The following is a 17,090-nucleotide window of genomic DNA, read 5'->3' as shown; positions in this document are numbered from 1 at the left end:
CGGCCCGGGAAGGCCGGGCCGGGCGCATCGAACGTGTTATCGATCGAAAGCTCGGTCAAGCCTCGCGGCGCTCACACGCCCACGCCTTGCATGATTTCCTCTTCGGGCTCGCGCTCGTCCAGGTAGTGTGTGCGATACCCGGTGTTGACACCCCAGTAATAGAACCCGAGCGAGAAAACCGCGACGACGAGCATGTCCCAGCCGTAAGGCAGCACGCCCGTGCCGCCAAACTGCTTGCTGCCGATCAGGGACAGCAGTGCCATCGTCGGCAGATACGCGATGAGCCACCAAGCGGCCTTGAGATCGCGCCCCCAACCGGTCCAACCCGATTTGCCCTGGTAGTAGAAATAGACAGGCAACGCCACGATCATCAACAGGATGATTTCGCCCGTCAGCGGCCACTTCGCCCAGTAGAGAACCATCGACGCGCAAACGAAAGCGAACGGGGAGACGATGTTCATGAGCGGCAAACGGAGCGGCCGCGCGACATCCGTGGCGGCACGGCGCAACGCCATCAGGCTGACCGGCCCGGTCAGATAGGAAATGACGGTTGCGACGGAAATGACGGCCGCGAGCGAGCTCCAGCCGCGGAAGAACAGCAGAAAGACGAACGAGACGAGCAGGTTGAACCACATCGCGTTGCGCGGCACACCGTAGAACGGGTGCACGTTGCCGAACATCTTCGGCAGCGTGTTGTTGCGCTCCATTGCGTAGATCATGCGGGTCGTCGTGGCCATGTAGGTCGTGCCGGTACCGCTCGGGCTCACGAACGCGTCGACGTAAAGCATGATGGCGAGCCAGTTCAGATTCAACGCGATCGCCAACTCCGCGAACGGCGAAGCAAAATTGAAGTGACTCCAGCCCTTGGCGACGTCGGCGGGATTCACTGCGCCGATATACGCAATCTGCAACAGGACGTAGATGACGAGCGCGAGCAGAATCGAGCCGATGACCGCGAACGGCACGCTTTTCGCCGGATTGCGTGCCTCGCCGGCGAGGTTCACGGGGCTTTGGAAGCCGTTGAACGCGAACACGATCCCGCTCGTCGCGACGGCTGTGAACACCGCCGACCAGCCGTAGGGCGCAAACTCGCCCTGCGCACCGAGGTTCTCGTGATGAAAGCCGGTGAAAAGGCCCAGAATCGTGAGGCCCGGGATCAGGAATTTGAAGACGGTGATAGCCGTGTTGGCGCGCGCGAAAACCTTCACGCCCCAGTAGTTGAGCAGGAAATAAACGATGACCAGCACTGCCGACAGGGCTATGCCCATTGGCGTTAACGATTCGTTGACGAACAGCGCGTGAGCCCAGTCATAGGGCCAGGTACTCATGTACTGAATGGATGCCTCGGCCTCGATGGGAATGACGGACACGATGGCGATCCAGTTCGCCCACGCGCTGATGAAGCCGACGAGTGCGCCGTGCGAATAGCGGGCATAGCGCACCATGCCGCCCGACTCCGGAAACATGGCGCCGAGTTCGGCGTAGGTAGTCGCAATGGCCAGAATGACGACGGCGCCGATGATCCAGGCGCAGATCGCGGCGGGGCCCGCGATCTTCGCCGCCTTCCACGCTCCGAAGAGCCACCCGGAACCGATGATCGAGCCGAGCCCTGTCAGCATCAGCGCAAACGGCCCGATGTTCCGTTGAATAGAACTTTTCACAACCTCTCCTTAGGATTTTCGAACTGCCCGACGGGCCGTATGCGAACCTTTGTGGGGCTCGCTCGGGCGCCTGGCCTCGCGGCGGAGCTTGCCGCAACCAGGCGCAACCCTGTCGCGCGGCGGTAGTTTACCGGCTGCGCCCCACCGTAGGGCATAATTTGATCTGGAACCATCAAAAATGAGGCGAATCGCACCGGGGTGGGGCGGACCGTTCTATCCCACTGGCACAGTAGGGCGATGTTGACCGCGCGCAGGATTCGCCGTATAACGTCGTGGCAGGATTTCAAGTGGCGCGTGTGAATTGGTCTTTCGTGGTTCGCCCTTCAGGTACTCCGGTTGGTCCTATTACCCTTCCTTGATCTTCATGCACCCCGGGCTTCGGCCTTGTTCAATCATTTTTAGGAAACAGTAATATGGAAACCGGTACCGTCAAATGGTTCAATGACGCGAAAGGCTTTGGCTTCATTACGCCCGATGGCGGCGGCGAAGATCTCTTCGCGCATTTCTCGGAAATCCGTGCCGAAGGCTTCAAGACGCTTCAGGAAAACCAGAAGGTCCAGTACGAAGTGAAGACGGGCCCCAAGGGCAAGCAAGCGGCCAACATCAAGCCGCTGTAAGCGACACCGTCTTGACTGACGCAAAAACCCCGCGAATGCGGGGTTTTTTCATTTTGTCGATTCAGGCGTGCGCGAAGACGCGCTGCGCATGGATGCCGAGCCCCATCGCAACGCTCGCCAGGCGGTCGCCGAAAACGGGCGTGGCCTCAGGGAAGGCGTTCGCAATGGCGTGGGTCAGGAAGGCGAGGCCCGTCGAGCCGCCGGTGAAATAGATCGCGTCGACATCGTTCGGCGCGAGGCCAGCTGCGCGCGCCGTATCGAGCGCTGCATCGACGATGCGGCGAGTCTCCTCGAACCCTGCATCGATCAATTGTGCATCGTCGAACGCGAGTGACAGCCCGGACTCGACATCGTCCAGATCGATCGATGTCTGCCCGCCCGCCGCCACGCCGATTTTCGCCTCTTCCGCCCGCGCGGCAAGAGCATGGCCAAGCCGGTGTTCCACCGCGCGGACCAGCCGCTCATGGTGCCGAACATCGCGATAGAGATGCCGCATGAGCCGGACTTCACCGCTACGCTTGCCGGTATAGACGGTGTTGATGAGGTGCCACGTCGCAAGATCGAAGTAGACCCGGTTCGGCACTTCGCGGCCTTCGGGATCGAGCGATTTGTAGCCGAGCTCGCGCATGATCGTCGCGAGATTCACCCGGCGATCGAAATCCGTCCCCGCAACATGCACGCCGTGATGCGCGAGCACGTCGTCCTTGCGATCGATGTGCTTCATGCGTTCGGGGCCGACGCGTACGAGCGAGAAATCCGACGTGCCGCCGCCGATGTCGGCCACGAGCACGAGCCCCTCGTTCGTCAAGCGGGCTTCGTAGTCGAACGCGGCCGCGATCGGCTCGTACTGGAAGTGCAATTCGCGCAAGCCGGCGGCCTCGGCAGCCGCCTCGAGCTGGCGCTGCGCGAGGCGGTCGGCACGCGGGTCGTCGTCGACGAAAAACACCGGACGGCCCAGCACCGCGCGGGTCACACCATCGTGGGCACAAGCCTCCGCGCAAGCCTTCAAATGCGCGATGAAAAGCGCGATGACATCGGTGTACTTGATTGCGGTCCCGTCACCGAGTTCCGTTGTGCTCTCCGCGAGCGGAGACCCGAGAATGCTCTTGAGCGAGCGCATGAGGCGCCCGTCGAAGCCGTCGATATAGGCCTCGAGCGCCGCTCTTCCATACACGCGCGAATTTTCATCGGTATTGAAGAAAACGGCCGTCGGCAACGTCGCATGTTCGCCTTCGACCGGGGCGAGGCGCACGGCACCGGCCGCAGGCAGCGCAACCGCAGAGTTCGAAGTGCCAAAATCTATCGCGCAGTAAGTCGTCGCTGGCATGGCGTCACCCGTCGAGGCTGCGAAGAAGGACCGGCTTTGTAACACGAACGCCCCCCGCGGGCAACCGCAAATCTCGGCGGCAAACGGACGCTTCGCCGCCACCAATCGTGGGCACGAGGATTGCGCGCGACGTTCATTCCGCCCGCCATCGCATGCTTGCAGCCGGCTTTCATCAGGAGAATCGTCGCGTGGCTCAACCCGCACTCGATCGCACCGTAGATGAACCTCGCCCCGACGTCATCGAAACGGACTTGCCTTCCCGGCTCGATCGCCTGCCATGGGGGCGCTTTCATACACTCATCGTGGTGGCGCTCGGCGTGACGTGGCTCCTCGACGGGCTCGAAGTCACGCTCGCCGGAGCCGTGGCGAGCGCATTGAAAGCAAGCCCGGTTCTCAGATTTTCGAATGCCGATGTGGGCCTTGCGAGCAGCGCCTATATCGCAGGGGCCGTGCTCGGCGCGCTAGGCTTCGGCTGGCTCACGGACCGGCTCGGACGGCGCAAGCTCTTTTTCATCACCCTCGGACTCTATGTGGCCGCCACGGCCGCCACCGCGCTTTCCTGGAATCTCGCGAGCTTCGCGCTCTTTCGCTTTCTGACCGGCGCGGGAATCGGCGGCGAGTACGCCGCAATCAACTCGACGATTCAGGAATTCACGCCGGCCCGCGTGCGCGGCTGGACCGATCTCGGCATCAACGGCACCTTCTGGGTGGGCGCCGCACTCGGCGCCGGCGGCTCGCTGGTGTTGCTCGATCCGCGGCTGGCACCAGGCGATCTCGGCTGGCGGCTATGTTTTTTTATCGGCGCGGCCCTCGCGCTCGCGATCGTCTGGATGCGCATGTGGGTACCGGAAAGTCCGCGCTGGCTGATCACGCACAATCAGCCCCAAGCAGCGAGCGAAATCGTCGAGGCAATAGAAGCCAGCTTTCATCGGGCAGGCAAACGGCCGACCCAGGAGGCGGTGCGTACACTGCGCTTCATCAGGCGCGGGCACACGCCGCTGCGCGAGGTGTTCGCGGCGCTCTTCGTACTGCATCGACGGCGCTCGCTCGTCAGCCTCACGCTGATGACGGCGCAGGCGTTTTTCTATAACGCCATCTTCTTTACCTATGCGCTGGTGCTCACTGATTTCTATCATGTGCCCGGCGCCCATGTAGGCTGGTATCTGCTGCCGTTTGCGCTCGGCAATTTTCTGGGGCCACTGGTGCTGGGACACGCGTTCGATGCCATCGGCCGCCGTACGATGATTACGTTCACCTATGCCCTATCGGGTTTGCTGCTCATCGGAAGCGGATATTTGTTCGAGCGGCAGATGCTCGACGTCGTGCAACAGACCGCCGCCTGGATGGTGATCTTCTTTTTTGCCTCGGCGGCGGCAAGCTCCGCCTACCTCACGGTCAGCGAATCGTTCCCGCTTGAAATCCGCGCACTCGCCATTGCCGTCTTCTACGCTTTCGGCACGGGCCTTGGCGGGATCGCGGGCCCGGCGTTCTTCGGGCGGCTCATCGATACGCACGAACGCAGCGCCGTCTTCGACGGCTATCTGGTGGGCTCTGCGTTGATGATCGCCGCGGCCGTCGTCGCGGCGATCTGGGGCGTGGATGCTGAACGCAGACCGCTCGAGCACGTTGCGTTGCCGCTTTCGGCGCTGCCCGACGACGAGTAACCGATGACGAAGAGAAAGAGCTGCGGGGCGCCCTCGTTGCGAGCGCCCCGCAGCGGCGACGTCCAGCTACGCCGGGAATGGCGCCGCATGCGTCATGCGGCCGGACTCAGGTCACGCACCAGGCCTCGACGATGGATTCGCAGCACGACGATGGCGGCGATGAGACACAACCCGCCCGAGATCGTCGACGCGACGGTATAGGTTCCGAGATCGGCACGCAGTACACCGGCGCCGAACGCGGCGAAGGCCGCACCGAGCTGATGCCCGGCAACGATCCATCCGAATACGACAGGCGCCGACTCCTTGCCGAATACGTCGGTCGTGAGCCGGACGGTGGGCGGCACGGTGGCAATCCAGTCGAGCCCATAGAACATCGCGAACAGCGGCAAGCCGAAGAATTGGACGCCAAATGCATGCGGCAGATAGATCAGCGACAGGCCGCGCAGTCCGTAGTACCAGAAAAGCAGCGTACGGCTGTTGAACCGATCGGACAGCCAGCCCGAGAGCGTCGTGCCGAAGAGATCGAAAATTCCCATCGCCGCGAGCAGCGACGCGCCTTGCACCTCTGTCATCCCGTAATCGCCGCACATGGCGATCAGATGCGTGCCGATATAGCCATTAGTACTGGCGCCGCAGACGAAAAAGCTGAAGAACAGCAGCCAGAAGTCGCGCTTGCCGGAGGCCCGGGCCAACGTACCGAAGGCAATCGCGAGTGGATTTTGCGTCGTACCGGCAGCGGCGACCGGTGCGTCGGGCGCCGCCCCGTAGGGACGCAACGCGACGTCGGCCGGGCTTTCGGGCAACAGAAAGAAAACGAGCGGCAGGACGATGACGGCAGCTGCCGCGACGATCAATACGACCGGCCGCCAGCCATGGTGCTGCGCCACGGACGCCAGCATCGGCAGAAACACGAGCTGCCCCGTGGCCGAGCTGGCCGTCAGGATGCCCATGACGAAACCGCGCCGCTCGACGAACCAGCGATTGACCACCGTCGCACCGAGCGTCAGCGCGGCCACGCCCGTGGCGCCCCCCACCATCACGCCCCAGCTCAGTACCATTTGCCACGGCGCGGTCATCATCGAGGAAAAGGCCACCCCGCCCGCCATCACGGCCAGCGCGGCCAACACCGTCGGGCGCACGCCGAAGCGCTGCATCGCTGCCGCGGCGAAGGGCCCGGTCAAGCCATAGAGCGCGATATTCACCGAGATTGCCAGCGAGATCGTCGCGCGGCTCCAGCCGAACTCGTGCTCGAGCGGCACCATCATGACGCTCGGCGTCGCGCGCGTGCCCGCTGCCGCCAGCAGCACCAGAAACACGACGGCAGCCGCGAGCCAGCCGTAGTGGAACCTTCCGCCTATCCGTTTCGCTGCCCAGTTCATCGGCGCTCCTTTTTTCTTGACGTACCGCGCGATGCGGCGCGCTGTTCATTGATTCGAGGTGTTCTTCGAGGCGTGTCCGGGCCCCTGCGCCCGCTCTTGTGACCAAGTAGTCACAAAGTTGAGTTGCAATGCTAGTTACCGATCGGTAACATGTCAAGGGTGTCGATTCGTAGGCCTGAACGCACGATCACCGGAAGGAACGCTCATGACCCGCACTGCTTCGGAGAAATCCACCGCCCGCTCCCGCCCTCATACAGCGGGGCCCACGGCGCAGCAGTTGCTGCTGCGCGCCGCGGGCGAGCTGTTCTATCGCGAGGGCATTCGGGCGGTCGGCGTCGACGCCGTCGTCGAGCGCGCCGGCGTCAACAAAATGAGCCTGTACCGGCAGTTTTCGTCGAAGGACGAACTCGTCGTCGCCTACCTCGAACAGGCGAGCGAACGCTTTTTCGAGCGCTTTGACCGCAGTATCGACAAGCATCCAGGGGAGCCGGTCCGTCAGATCGCTCAATATTTCGAAGACCTGACGGGCCGCGCATCGGTCGAGGGTTATCGGGGCTGCCCGTTCGTGAACGTATCGGCGGAATTTCCCGACGCGAACCATCCCGCGCGCCAGTGCGTGGCGCGCAACAAGACAGAGCTGATGGCGCGACTCCTCGCTCTCACGACCGCCGCCGGTGCGGACGATCCTGCGTCCCTCGCGAACGCGCTCGCACTGCTGATCGAAGGCATTTATGCCGCGAGTCAAACATACGGGCCGGGCTGCGGGCCTGTCCAGGCTGCGCCCCGGCTCGCCGCCCAACTCGTTGCCGCCGCTTGTCCCGGCGCGTGTTCGCGACCGGCGGACGGGCAGGCATGAGCAGCGAGGCGAACGCGGCATCCCCTGAAATGGGCGGGCGTCCGCTCTCCGATGAAGCCGTCGTCGCGGCGACGCAGCACTGGCTCGTGCGCGCCGTCATCGGGCTCAATCTGTGCCCGTTCGCCAAAGCCGTCCATGCGAAGGGACAGATACGATACGTGGTCAGCGAGGCGCGCGATATGGAAGGCGCGTTGACCGAACTCGAAGCGGAACTCAAATGGCTCGCCGAGGCGGATCCGGCGCACGTCGATACGACACTGTTGATTCTTCCGCACGCGCTTGGCGGCTTCCTCGAATTCAACGACTGCGTTTTCTTTGCCGAACGGCTTGTCGACCAACTCGGACTGCACGGCATTCTGCAAATCGCCAGCTTCCATCCCGATTACCGCTTCGAAGGCAGCGAACCCGAGGACATCGAAAACTATACCAATCGCGCCCCTTATCCGATCCTGCACCTGCTGCGCGAAGCGAGCGTCACGCGTGCAGTCGACGCCTTTCCGGACGCGGCCGATATTTACGAACGCAACATCGAAACGATGCAGCGCCTCGGTCATGAGGGCTGGCGACGGTGTATGGGAGAGAAAAAGTAGCCGTGGAAGGATGGGGTAAGCGTTAAACGAAAAACCGCTCGCGCAATGCGTCGAGCCCGAGCGTATCCAACACCTCGGTCAGCCGTTCCGCCGCCCGCCGGCCCGGCAGGGCCTTATGCTGAGCAACGATCAACTCGTTCTTCATGGAATGCTCCCACCCGACGAGCTCGGTCACGCTCACCTGATAACCGTGCGCCTCGAGCTGAAGGCAACGCAGCACGTTGGTGACCTGAGAACCAAACTCGCGCGTGTGCAGCGGATGACGCCAGATTTCAGTCAACGCATTGCCAAGCGACTTGCCCTTGTTCCGGCGTAACACGCCAGCGACTTCGGCCTGGCAGCACGGCACGAGCACGATATGACGCGCCTGCTTGGCCAACGCGAAACGAATCGCATCGTCAGTGGCCGTGTCGCAGGCGTGCAGCGCAGTCACCACGTCCACGGTCGACGGCAGGCGCGGCGACTCGATCGACTCCGCCACCGATAAGTTCAGGAACGACATTCCCTCGAAGCCCAGCCGCGCCGCCAGTTCGGTCGAACGTTCGACGAGTTCGGCACGCGTCTCGATTCCGTAGATGTGCGAACCGTCATCGCGCGGCAACGCCTTGAAAAAAAGGTCGTACAAAATAAAACCGAGATAGGACTTACCGGCACCGTGATCGACGAGCGAGACGGAGCCCTTCTCGCGGCGGACCTCTTCGAGCAGCGGCTCGATGAACTGATAGAGGTGGTAAACCTGCTTCAGCTTGCGGCGGCTATCCTGATTCATCTTGCCGTCGCGGGTCAGGATATGGAGCTCTTTCAGCAGCTCGACCGACTGTTCGGGACGGATTTCGTAGTTTTTTGCGGACATCGTCGGGGCGACCTGTGCGGAAGTCGCGCCTAACGTGCGACAGCCTACAGAACAACAAGGAGATTCGCGTCAGTTTACCGAAAAGCGTGGCTTCCCGTTCGTCGGCGCCAGCCGATGGAACGTATCGTGCTCCAACGCGTCCTACTGCGAAGTCGTCGCAACCGACAAGCCGCAGGTTCGCCGCGCTGCATAAGCTGACGGGCGGAAGCAAGCGTAACGTGCAACGGCGCACCGGCCACATGTTACGTAACACTGCATCGGGGGGAAACGGAGTATGCGGGGCCGCAACACGGTGCCCACATCCTCGAAGGATCAAGTTGACGAAAGGACGACAGGGATGGCTACGATACCCAACGGAGATGCAGAGCAAAAGTTTCAAGCCATGCTCGCCACGCTCCTGGCGGCGCCAACCGGCTGGTCGGAAAAACAGCAGCTCGAGCTCGAAATGGCACGCGATATTTCCAACGAAATGCTTCGCCTTGCCGAATCGATGCGCGACACCGAAGACACCCGACTCGAGACGTTGCTGACACTGCTCAAATACGCGAAGGTGGTCGACTTCATTTTGACGACGCTCGCATCCAGGCGCGATATCCGCCCGCAAACGCTACGCGTCATCTTCAAGCTGGCAGGCCTGAAAGTCGACGAAGCGTATCCGGGCTGAGCCGCGAACGCGTCGGCGCGCCGCGAGTCGGTCAACGCGGCACTGCACGCACACCCAGCCGCCAGAGCGAAGTCACCTCTGCCGAGCGAGCGCGATAGAGCGGGTCCCCGGCATCCGATGCCTTCGGATGCTGAGGCCTGATATCGTCGCGTCCGCGCACCTCCAACCCCGCCGCATCGATCATCGCCATCAGCGCCTCGCGCGTGCGCAACCCCAGGTGCTCGGCGAAATCCGAGAGAATCAGCCATCCCTCGCCACCCGGCTCCAGATGCGCGGCGAGCCCGGCCAGGAAACCGTGAAGCATGCGCCTGTCGGGATCGTAGATGGCACGCTCGACCGGCGAGCTTGGACGGGCCGGCAGCCACGGCGGATTGCAGACCACCAGCGGCGCCCGCCCTGGCGGGAAAAGATCGGCCTCGATCACTTCGATGCGATCGGCGTATCCCAGACGCGCCGCATTCTCACGCGCACAGGCAAGGGCGCGAGCATCGCAGTCCGTCGCCACGACGCGCTCGAGCCCGCGCTTGGCCAGAATGGCCGCCAGCACACCGGTGCCGGTGCCGACATCGAAAGCCAATGTGCGCGCGGGCAGCCGCGCCCGCGCAACGAGCTCCAGGTACTCGCCGCGCACGGGTGAAAACACCCCATAGTGCGGGTGGATCCGCGCCCCGTCGAGCGCCGCGATCTCGACACCCTTCTTGCGCCACTCGTGCGCGCCGATGAGTCCTTGCAGCTCCCGCAGCGAAACGACGCTCGGCCCGGCGGCCGGCCCCCATGCCTCGTGGCACGCCTCGCGCACATCGGGCGCACGGCGCAACGCGATGCGATAGTCCTCACCGAGCGGAATCAGCAGCATGCCGAGCGTGCGCGCGCGCTGGGCCTGCGCCTGACGATGCAGATTGAATGCGTCGAGCGGCGCGTCGGCCGTTTTGCGCGGTTTGCGGTCGATGCGCCGCGCCATGGCCTGCGACAACTGACGCGCGTTCTGAAAGTCGCCGCGCCAAAGCAGCGCAATGCCCTCGCAAGCTTGCGCATAGGCCGCGTCGGCGGTAAGGCGATCGTCGGCGACGATGACGCGCTTTGGCGCGCGCACGCCGGCTTCGGAGCGCCACTGCGCGCGTTGTTCAATGTCGGCTTCGGTCCAGGTGAGCTGATCGGGCGTCGAATCTAGAGTCACGGGTGTTGGTTTCGATGTAGGCGGCGGAGCTGCCGCGGCGAGCGCGTTGCGCGGCTCTTTTCAGGACGACACGATACCTCGCATTGCATTGCCGAGCCATTCCACCCGCAAATTGACCGCTCGAAAACGGCACTTCGTCCGACTTTTCGATATAGCGATGCGGCGTGTCGCCATGGCGGGTGAAATGAGCAATCCACGGAAAAGGAGTATTCGATGATTCTTCAATCGATTGAAGCGCCAGCAGTCGGCCAATACTGGCAGGGACAAGGCGGTCTTTATGCCGGAATCATGCCCGATTACGAGGGCCACGAACCGAAGCATCTGGTGTTCTCGATCGATGAAGCCGTCGACATCGAGTGGGGTTCGGATCATGTACCGGAGGCCACGAGCAGAACCGATGGCGCAGCGAATACAAAAGCACTGCTCGCACGCGCACTGCCGCACCCTGCCGCCCAATGGGCCGACGACTATGAGAAAGACGGCCATACCGATTTTCATCTGCCCTCGCTCGCCGAGCTGAACGTTGCGTACGTGACGATGCCGGAGCTGTTCTTCGCGAACGACCTGTACTGGTCGAGCACCGACCGCGATGCGATCACGGCTTATGCGCGCAATTTCGGCGATACGGATCTGGACTTCCTCTTCAAGGTTTTCGCAGCGCGCGCACGCGCGGTGCGCACGGTTCCCGCCTGAGGAGGCACGGAGGGTGCGTCGTGGAGCAGGCGGCGCGCCTCGCCGCGTCAGACCACGATGCGTCCTTGTCCATCGCATGGCGCATCGCCCAACTGCGGCAAGGTGCCGCCGTCAACCAGCAGGCGCGTCGCAGCGTCGACATCGAGCGGCTTGCTATAAAGGTAGCCCTGCGCGTCGACGCAGCCCAGCGAGAGCAGAAAATCGCGTTGCGCGACCGTCTCGACACCCTCCGCAATGACCGCGAGGCCAAGGGTCTTGGCGAGCGTCACGATTGCAGTCGCGATCGCGCCGGAGTCGCCCGCGCCGATCCCTTCGACGAATGCGCGGTCGATCTTGATGCGGTCGATCGGCAGCGTGCGCAATTGACCCAGGCTCGAATAACCTATGCCGAAGTCGTCGATCGCGATCGTGATGCCGGCGCGTCGGAATTCGCCGAGGCGCCGCGCCGCAGTTTCCGGCTGGCGCATCAGCGCCGTCTCGGTCACTTCCAGCTCGACGCACGCCGGATCGATTCGCGTCTCGTTCAAGATTCGCTCGAACGTTTCGACCACATCCGCACGTTGCAGTTGGAGCGGCGAAACGTTGACTGAAATGCGCGGCAAACGCACACCCAAGCGCTGCCACGCGACGACCTGCCCACAGGCAGCGCCCAGCACCCATTCGCCAAGATGCGAGACGAGTCCGGCAGTCTCGGCTACGGCGATGAAATCGCTGGGCTGGATCTCGCCGAAATCGACGTCATTCCAGCGAACCAGCGCTTCCAGGCCACGCAGTTCGCCCGTGCGCATGTCGACCTGCGGTTGATAGTGCAAACGCAGACCGCCCGATTCGATGGCCTTTCGCAACCGCGCCGACAGCCGCAACCGGGCATCCGCTTCGGCGCGCATCCTCGGCTGATAGAGCTCGTAGCAATTGCGGCCGCGGTTCTTGGCAGCATACATCGCGATGTCGGCGCTGTGCAGCAGACCGGCCGCATCGCGGCCGTCATCGGGAAACGAACTGACGCCGATGCTCGCTCCGAGCAAGAGCTCGTGTCCGCCTACGTCGATCGGCGTGGAGACGGCTTGCAGCACGGCCTCGGACAGTATCGATCGGCGATCGGCGCCATTTTCCTTGCTGTGGCGCGCAACGATGACGAACTCGTCGCCGCCGTAGCGTGCAACGATCTCGTCATCGTGCGCGCACGCCGCGAGCCGTTTAGCCATTTTGACGAGCAGTTCGTCGCCCACGTTATGGCCCAATGCGTCGTTGACGGTCTTGAAGCCGTCGAGATCGATAAAGAGCACGCTGATTCGCTCCTGCGCGCCCTCCGCCTCGGCCAGCAGCGCCTGCAGGCTCCCGGCTACCGTGCCGCGATTGACAAGTCCCGTGAGGCTGTCTCGTTCGCTCAGCTCGCGCAACCGCGCCGAGCGCTCGATGAGCTTGGCGGACACATCGTGCGTGGTCTTGGCGAGCACGAGCGGATAGACCACGGCAACGGGCAGCCACGCGAAGGCGATGTAGGACTCGGCGCCGATGAGTACCGACGGCGCACCCAGTATGACGACACCGAAGAAGATCGCGCAGGCGCTCGCGAGCGTGCCGGCCAAAAAGAGCCGCCAGCCGCCTACCGCCATATTGTCGAGCGCGAACATGAGCAGAATTACGATCGTGCCGATCGGTGCGAGCTGTATCGCGACCGCGAGCCACCCACCCCACGCGGAATCGCAGACGAGGTTCACTCTTTCGCGCACGATCGGCTGCGCCGCCCGCTTTGCCTGAAGATAGGCCACATGCGGCCATATCAGGCAAATCACCAAAACGGACGCAAGGAGCCACGCCCCGGCATGCTGCGCATGCAGGTGGAGCAGGATGGGCGGCAATCCCATCACATAGCCAACAAGGCGGATGACGTAGATGCGCCGCACCAAACCGGCGCCGCGCCCCCTTTCACCCGACTCCGATGTCAGCACACGTCACCCCCGGCGATTTTTCATATCTTACCGAGAATATATGCCGTCCTCGACGAGATTCCGTAGCGGGGCGTGCCGTCGAGGGCCACTGCCGTGTCGGCACGTCGCACCCGGTCCTGAGCGGCTAAGCCGGTTGGGTCTGCGTAGCAACCCCGATGCCCGGGAATGGACGCGGTCAGTGACCGGCTGCACTTGCGTCGACAGACGTCTGTTTGGGCGTTCTCAATAACAGTGCGAGCGGGATGCAGACGAGCAACGCGATGGCCAGGACGTAGAAGGTTTCGGAATAGGTCATCACCATCGCCTGCACCTGAATCTGCTCGGCGAGCTGGCCAAGCGCCTGCCTATTCGCGTGAGCCGCATCGCTCGCGCGGGCGAGCCAACCCGCCGCGTCGGCGGCGATTCGCTCCTGCCCGCGAAGGGAGTTCGCTGTCACCGACTCGCGAATGGCCTCGATATGAAAGCTGTTGCGACGATCGATGACCACGCCGATGATGGCGAGGCCGACCGAGCCGCCCAGGTTGCGAGCCATGTTGTAGAGGCCCGCCGCATCCGCCGACTCCTCGCGCGACACGGCCGCCATCGATGCCTGGTTCAGCGGCATCATCGCGAGCATCTGTCCCACGCCGCGCAACAGTTGCGACCAGAGAAAATCGTGGCCGGCGCTTTGCGACGTCAGCCCGGTATCGATGAAACAGCTGATCACGAAGCAACCCAGACCGCTCACTACCAGCACCCGAAAATCGACCTTGTTCAGCAAGCGCGGCAAAATGGGCATCACGAGGAACGCCGGCAAGCCCGCAAGCAACATGATGCCGCCCGATTGCTCGGCGTTATAGCCCGCGATGAGGCTCAGGAACTGCGGTACGAGATAAGAAATCCCGTAGATGCCCGCCCCCACCGCCGAGACAATGAGAATGACGCTCGCATACCGAATGTTGCGCAAGAGCGAGAGCCGCATGATCGGCTTGTGGGCAACGAGTTGAGACACCGCGATCAGCACGAAACCGAGCGCCGCAATCGCACTCATGGCGACGATCTCGTTCGATTCGAACCACTGGTTGCGCTGCCCTTCCTCGAGCACGACCGTCAACGAGCTCAGGCCGATCGACAGGCCGACGATGCCGATCCAATCCGCCTCCACGAATTCGCGCCAGCGCGGCGATTCACTGGGCAATCCGGTCAAAAGCAGCGCCAGAAGGGCGACGCATACCGGCAGATTGATGAAAAAGCACCAGCGCCACGAGACGTTCTCGGCAAGCCAGCCGCCGACGACGGGGCCAAGCAACGGACCGAGCAGGACGATGAGCCCGAAGATCGTCATGCCGATGGCCAACTGCGCGCGCGGCAATCGCGTGCGAATGATCGTTTGCGCGGTCGGGATCATCGCGCCGCCCGTGAAGCCCTGCCCGATACGGCCGACGATCATTGCCTGCAGCGATACCGACATGCCGCACATCATCGAAAACGCCATGAAAAGCGCCGCGTTCGCGAGCAGGAAGTTACGCAGGCCGAATACGCGCGTGAGCCAGGCCGCGAGCGGAATCATGACGATCTCGGACATCAGATAGCCGGTCGAAATCCACGTGCCTTCAGTGCCGGTCGCGCCTACGGCACCCTGAATCTGCGGCAGCGCCGAGTTCGTGATCGAGATATCGAGTGTGGCCATCAGCGCGCCGAGCGCGCCGGCCGCGACCGCGATCCAGTCGGCAGCGCTCGCCCGCTCGCCATGAGCTGGGGTATCGGGCAGGCCGGCAGCCGATGCCGACTCAGCCATGCCGATTCTCGCTGACGACGCGCTTGTCCTCGTCACGGGCCGAGCGCGTGTCGACATCGACCGTCACCGACAGCCCGGGCAAAAGGAGATTGCGCGTTTCACTGCCGGTTTCGATGCGGATGCGAACCGGCACACGTTGGACGATTTTCGTGAAGTTGCCCGTCGCGTTTTCGGGCGGCAGTAGTGCGAACTGTGCCCCGGTGCCGGGCGCGAAGCTATCGACGACGCCATGCAGGTCGACACCGCGCAGCGCATCGACATGCAGCGTCGCGGGCTGTCCCACCCGCATGCGCCGCATTTGCGTTTCCTTGAAATTGGCTTCGAGATAAACCGCGTGCACCGGCACGACCGACATCAGCCGCGTGCCCGGTTGGACGTATTGTCCGACCCGGACGCTGCGATCGCCCACGCGGCCCGCGAGCGGGCTCACGAGCGTGGTGTTTTGCAAATCGAGCTGCGATTGCCGCAAACTCGCACCCGCCGCTTCCAGTTGCGCGCGCGCCTGGGCGATCTGCGCCGTCATCGATGTCACCTGAGCCTGCGCCGAGCGAACCGCGGCCGCCTTGGCCGTGAGCGTCGCGCGCGCTTGATCGCGCGTGCTCGTCAGCTCCGCAAGATGGACCGCCGTTTCCGCGCCTTGCGCGGTCAGCGGCGCATAGCGCCGCACATCGTCCGCGGCATGCTCGAGCGCGACGCGCGCAACCTGCTGTTCCGCCTGCGCCTGCGCGACGATAGCCTTTTGCTGCTCGACGTCGGCCTCGGCGCGCGCGAGATCGGCGGCGCGCGCGTCGACGGTCGCCTGCGCCTGATCGACGGCAGCCTGATACTGGCGCACATCGAGCCGTACGAGCGGCGCGCCGGCCGCTACCGCCTCGTTGTCCGCGACCCGCACCTCGGCGACATAACCGCTGACTTTCGGTGCGATCGTGACGCTATCGGTCTGCAGGTAGGCATCGTCGGTCGTTTCGATGAAACGCCCGTGCGTCCACCAGTATGCAAACCACGATGCACCCGCTATCGCGAGGGCGATCAGCACGACTGCGAGGAGTACACGTTTGTTGCGGCGCCCTGGCGCGCCGCGCCCCGAGCGCGGCCCGTCGATGCGCTGGGAGGCATCGATCGTCTCCGACATGATGTTCGATTCCGGTTGATACGAGGCGCTCAATTTATTCCACTTGGAAAAAATGTGTCAAGTGATATATTTTTGCCTTCGGGCAACAGGTCGAGCCAGGCGAGAACGTGAGGAGCACGAAGCCCATGAATGAAATGAAGCGGGGTCGGCGCCCCGCGCAAGGCGGGTATGCGCGCGGCGACGAAACGCGGCTGCGCATCATTCACGCGGCCATCGAGCTGTTTGGCGAGCGCGGCTTCGACGCCGCGTCGACACGCGATATCGCCGCGCGGGCGGGCGTGAATGCCCCGGCGCTGCAGTACTACTTCGCCAACAAGGAAGGGGTCTATCGTGCCTGCGCAGAGCACATTGCGGAGATAGTCTGGGAACGCTTCGCGCCGGTCGTGCAAGGCGCGAACGAAAAGCTCGCGTCCGGTGCGGACACGCCTGCTCTGATCGACGCGTTCATCGACATCCAGCGGGTGATCGCCGAGCGGATGTTCCTGTCACCTGCGACAGCCAGTCAACGCCTGTTTTTCGTACGGGAGCAAACGGGGCAGGAGCCGTCGATCGCGTCGGAAATTCTGCAAACGCGAATGCGCGCGCCACTGAACCGCGTCGGTACGGAATTGGTTGCGCGCATCGGGGGCACGCGCATCGACGATCCGGTTACGCGGATTCGCCTCTTGAGCCTGCACGGCCAGATGATGGTATTCAATGTCGCTCCGCGCTCAGCGCTGACGCTGCTCGAGTGGACGCAAATCGATGC

15 protein-coding genes are annotated in these 17,090 nt (G+C 63.4%); 7 read left to right on the top strand and 8 right to left on the bottom strand.

What is annotated here, in order from left to right:
- Positions 1–71: 71 nt before the first annotated feature.
- Positions 72–1,661, bottom strand: a complete 1,590-nt coding sequence (locus ACO1XS_RS01165) for an APC family permease (RefSeq protein ID WP_331571707.1) — start codon at positions 1,659–1,661, stop codon at positions 72–74.
- A 413-nt stretch (positions 1,662–2,074) separates the two neighbouring features.
- Here ACO1XS_RS01165 and ACO1XS_RS01160 point away from each other — a divergent pair, with 413 nt between their 5' ends.
- Positions 2,075–2,278: a cold-shock protein gene (locus ACO1XS_RS01160; RefSeq protein WP_173260067.1), complete on the top strand. Its 204-nt coding sequence runs from the start codon at positions 2,075–2,077 to the stop codon at positions 2,276–2,278.
- 61 nt (positions 2,279–2,339) lie between these two features.
- Here the strand turns inward: ACO1XS_RS01160 and ACO1XS_RS01155 are convergent, their stop codons facing one another.
- Entirely contained in the window at positions 2,340–3,605 is a 1,266-nt protein-coding gene (locus ACO1XS_RS01155; RefSeq protein WP_331571705.1) for an Hsp70 family protein, read from the bottom strand.
- A 188-nt stretch (positions 3,606–3,793) separates the two neighbouring features.
- Between ACO1XS_RS01155 and ACO1XS_RS01150 the strand changes: the two genes are divergently transcribed.
- On the top strand, positions 3,794–5,269 hold the full coding sequence (locus ACO1XS_RS01150; protein ID WP_486389846.1) for an MFS transporter: 1,476 nt from the start codon (positions 3,794–3,796) through the stop codon (positions 5,267–5,269).
- Positions 5,270–5,361: 92 nt separating this feature from the next.
- Here the strand turns inward: ACO1XS_RS01150 and ACO1XS_RS01145 are convergent, their stop codons facing one another.
- The gene (locus ACO1XS_RS01145; RefSeq protein WP_486389845.1) at positions 5,362–6,648 is read right to left on the bottom strand and encodes an MFS transporter; all 1,287 of its coding nucleotides are present in this window, start codon (positions 6,646–6,648) and stop codon (positions 5,362–5,364) included.
- A gap of 205 nt (positions 6,649–6,853) precedes the next feature.
- On the opposite strand from ACO1XS_RS01145, the gene ACO1XS_RS01140 reads away from it, so the two are divergent.
- A complete protein-coding gene (locus ACO1XS_RS01140; RefSeq protein ID WP_486389844.1) occupies positions 6,854–7,504 on the top strand; it encodes a TetR/AcrR family transcriptional regulator in 651 nt (216 codons plus the stop codon).
- On the top strand, positions 7,501–8,094 hold the full coding sequence (locus ACO1XS_RS01135) for a DUF1415 domain-containing protein (protein ID WP_486389843.1): 594 nt from the start codon (positions 7,501–7,503) through the stop codon (positions 8,092–8,094). The genes ACO1XS_RS01140 and ACO1XS_RS01135 overlap by 4 nt, the downstream gene beginning before the upstream one ends.
- Before the next feature lie 22 nt (positions 8,095–8,116).
- On the opposite strand, the gene ACO1XS_RS01130 is transcribed toward ACO1XS_RS01135, so the two are convergent.
- Positions 8,117–8,947, bottom strand: coding sequence for a class I SAM-dependent methyltransferase (locus ACO1XS_RS01130; RefSeq protein ID WP_440562182.1), 831 nt, complete (start codon positions 8,945–8,947; stop codon positions 8,117–8,119).
- 337 nt (positions 8,948–9,284) lie between these two features.
- Here ACO1XS_RS01130 and ACO1XS_RS01125 point away from each other — a divergent pair, with 337 nt between their 5' ends.
- On the top strand, positions 9,285–9,611 hold the full coding sequence (locus tag ACO1XS_RS01125) for a DNA-binding protein (protein ID WP_173260073.1): 327 nt from the start codon (positions 9,285–9,287) through the stop codon (positions 9,609–9,611).
- 31 nt (positions 9,612–9,642) lie between these two features.
- On the opposite strand, the gene ACO1XS_RS01120 is transcribed toward ACO1XS_RS01125, so the two are convergent.
- Entirely contained in the window at positions 9,643–10,788 is a 1,146-nt protein-coding gene (locus tag ACO1XS_RS01120) for a methyltransferase (RefSeq protein WP_486389842.1), read from the bottom strand.
- A gap of 213 nt (positions 10,789–11,001) precedes the next feature.
- Here ACO1XS_RS01120 and ACO1XS_RS01115 point away from each other — a divergent pair, with 213 nt between their 5' ends.
- Positions 11,002–11,481 carry an Lcl C-terminal domain-containing protein gene (locus ACO1XS_RS01115; RefSeq protein WP_486389841.1) on the top strand — a complete coding sequence of 160 codons (480 nt, stop codon included), beginning with the start codon at positions 11,002–11,004 and terminating at the stop codon, positions 11,479–11,481.
- Between the two features lie 47 nt (positions 11,482–11,528).
- Here ACO1XS_RS01115 and ACO1XS_RS01110 read toward each other — a convergent pair whose 3' ends face one another.
- The 3 genes from ACO1XS_RS01110 to ACO1XS_RS01100 all read right to left on the bottom strand — a co-directional run bounded on the left by ACO1XS_RS01110 (position 11,529) and on the right by ACO1XS_RS01100 (position 16,342).
- The gene (locus ACO1XS_RS01110; protein WP_486389840.1) at positions 11,529–13,388 is read right to left on the bottom strand and encodes a putative bifunctional diguanylate cyclase/phosphodiesterase; all 1,860 of its coding nucleotides are present in this window, start codon (positions 13,386–13,388) and stop codon (positions 11,529–11,531) included.
- A gap of 220 nt (positions 13,389–13,608) precedes the next feature.
- Positions 13,609–15,210, bottom strand: coding sequence for an MDR family MFS transporter (locus ACO1XS_RS01105; RefSeq protein ID WP_486389839.1), 1,602 nt, complete (start codon positions 15,208–15,210; stop codon positions 13,609–13,611).
- Positions 15,203–16,342: an HlyD family secretion protein gene (locus ACO1XS_RS01100; RefSeq protein ID WP_331571888.1), complete on the bottom strand. Its 1,140-nt coding sequence runs from the start codon at positions 16,340–16,342 to the stop codon at positions 15,203–15,205. Before ACO1XS_RS01100 ends, ACO1XS_RS01105 begins: the two co-directional genes overlap by 8 nt.
- A gap of 125 nt (positions 16,343–16,467) precedes the next feature.
- On the opposite strand from ACO1XS_RS01100, the gene ACO1XS_RS01095 reads away from it, so the two are divergent.
- Positions 16,468–17,090: CerR family C-terminal domain-containing protein (locus ACO1XS_RS01095; RefSeq protein WP_486389838.1), on the top strand; the 623-nt coding region annotated here is incomplete at its 3' end.

The sequence above is a fragment of the Trinickia sp. genome, from assembly GCF_057351765.1.
The sequence above is the reverse complement of the archived record's forward strand: the minus strand, read 5'-3'. Positions and strand labels throughout refer to the sequence as shown.

Coding starts and splice junctions, on each gene's coding strand:
- ACO1XS_RS01160 (WP_173260067.1), top strand. CDS start 2,075: ATGGAAACCGGTACCGTCAAATGGTTCAATGACGCGAAAGGCTTTGGC.
- ACO1XS_RS01155 (WP_331571705.1), bottom strand. CDS start 3,605: ATGCCAGCGACGACTTACTGCGCGATAGATTTTGGCACTTCGAACTCT.
- ACO1XS_RS01145 (WP_486389845.1), bottom strand. CDS start 6,648: ATGAACTGGGCAGCGAAACGGATAGGCGGAAGGTTCCACTACGGCTGG.
- ACO1XS_RS01140 (WP_486389844.1), top strand. CDS start 6,854: ATGACCCGCACTGCTTCGGAGAAATCCACCGCCCGCTCCCGCCCTCAT.
- ACO1XS_RS01135 (WP_486389843.1), top strand. CDS start 7,501: ATGAGCAGCGAGGCGAACGCGGCATCCCCTGAAATGGGCGGGCGTCCG.
- ACO1XS_RS01130 (WP_440562182.1), bottom strand. CDS start 8,947: ATGTCCGCAAAAAACTACGAAATCCGTCCCGAACAGTCGGTCGAGCTG.
- ACO1XS_RS01125 (WP_173260073.1), top strand. CDS start 9,285: ATGGCTACGATACCCAACGGAGATGCAGAGCAAAAGTTTCAAGCCATG.
- ACO1XS_RS01115 (WP_486389841.1), top strand. CDS start 11,002: ATGATTCTTCAATCGATTGAAGCGCCAGCAGTCGGCCAATACTGGCAG.
- ACO1XS_RS01105 (WP_486389839.1), bottom strand. CDS start 15,210: ATGGCTGAGTCGGCATCGGCTGCCGGCCTGCCCGATACCCCAGCTCAT.
- ACO1XS_RS01100 (WP_331571888.1), bottom strand. CDS start 16,342: ATGTCGGAGACGATCGATGCCTCCCAGCGCATCGACGGGCCGCGCTCG.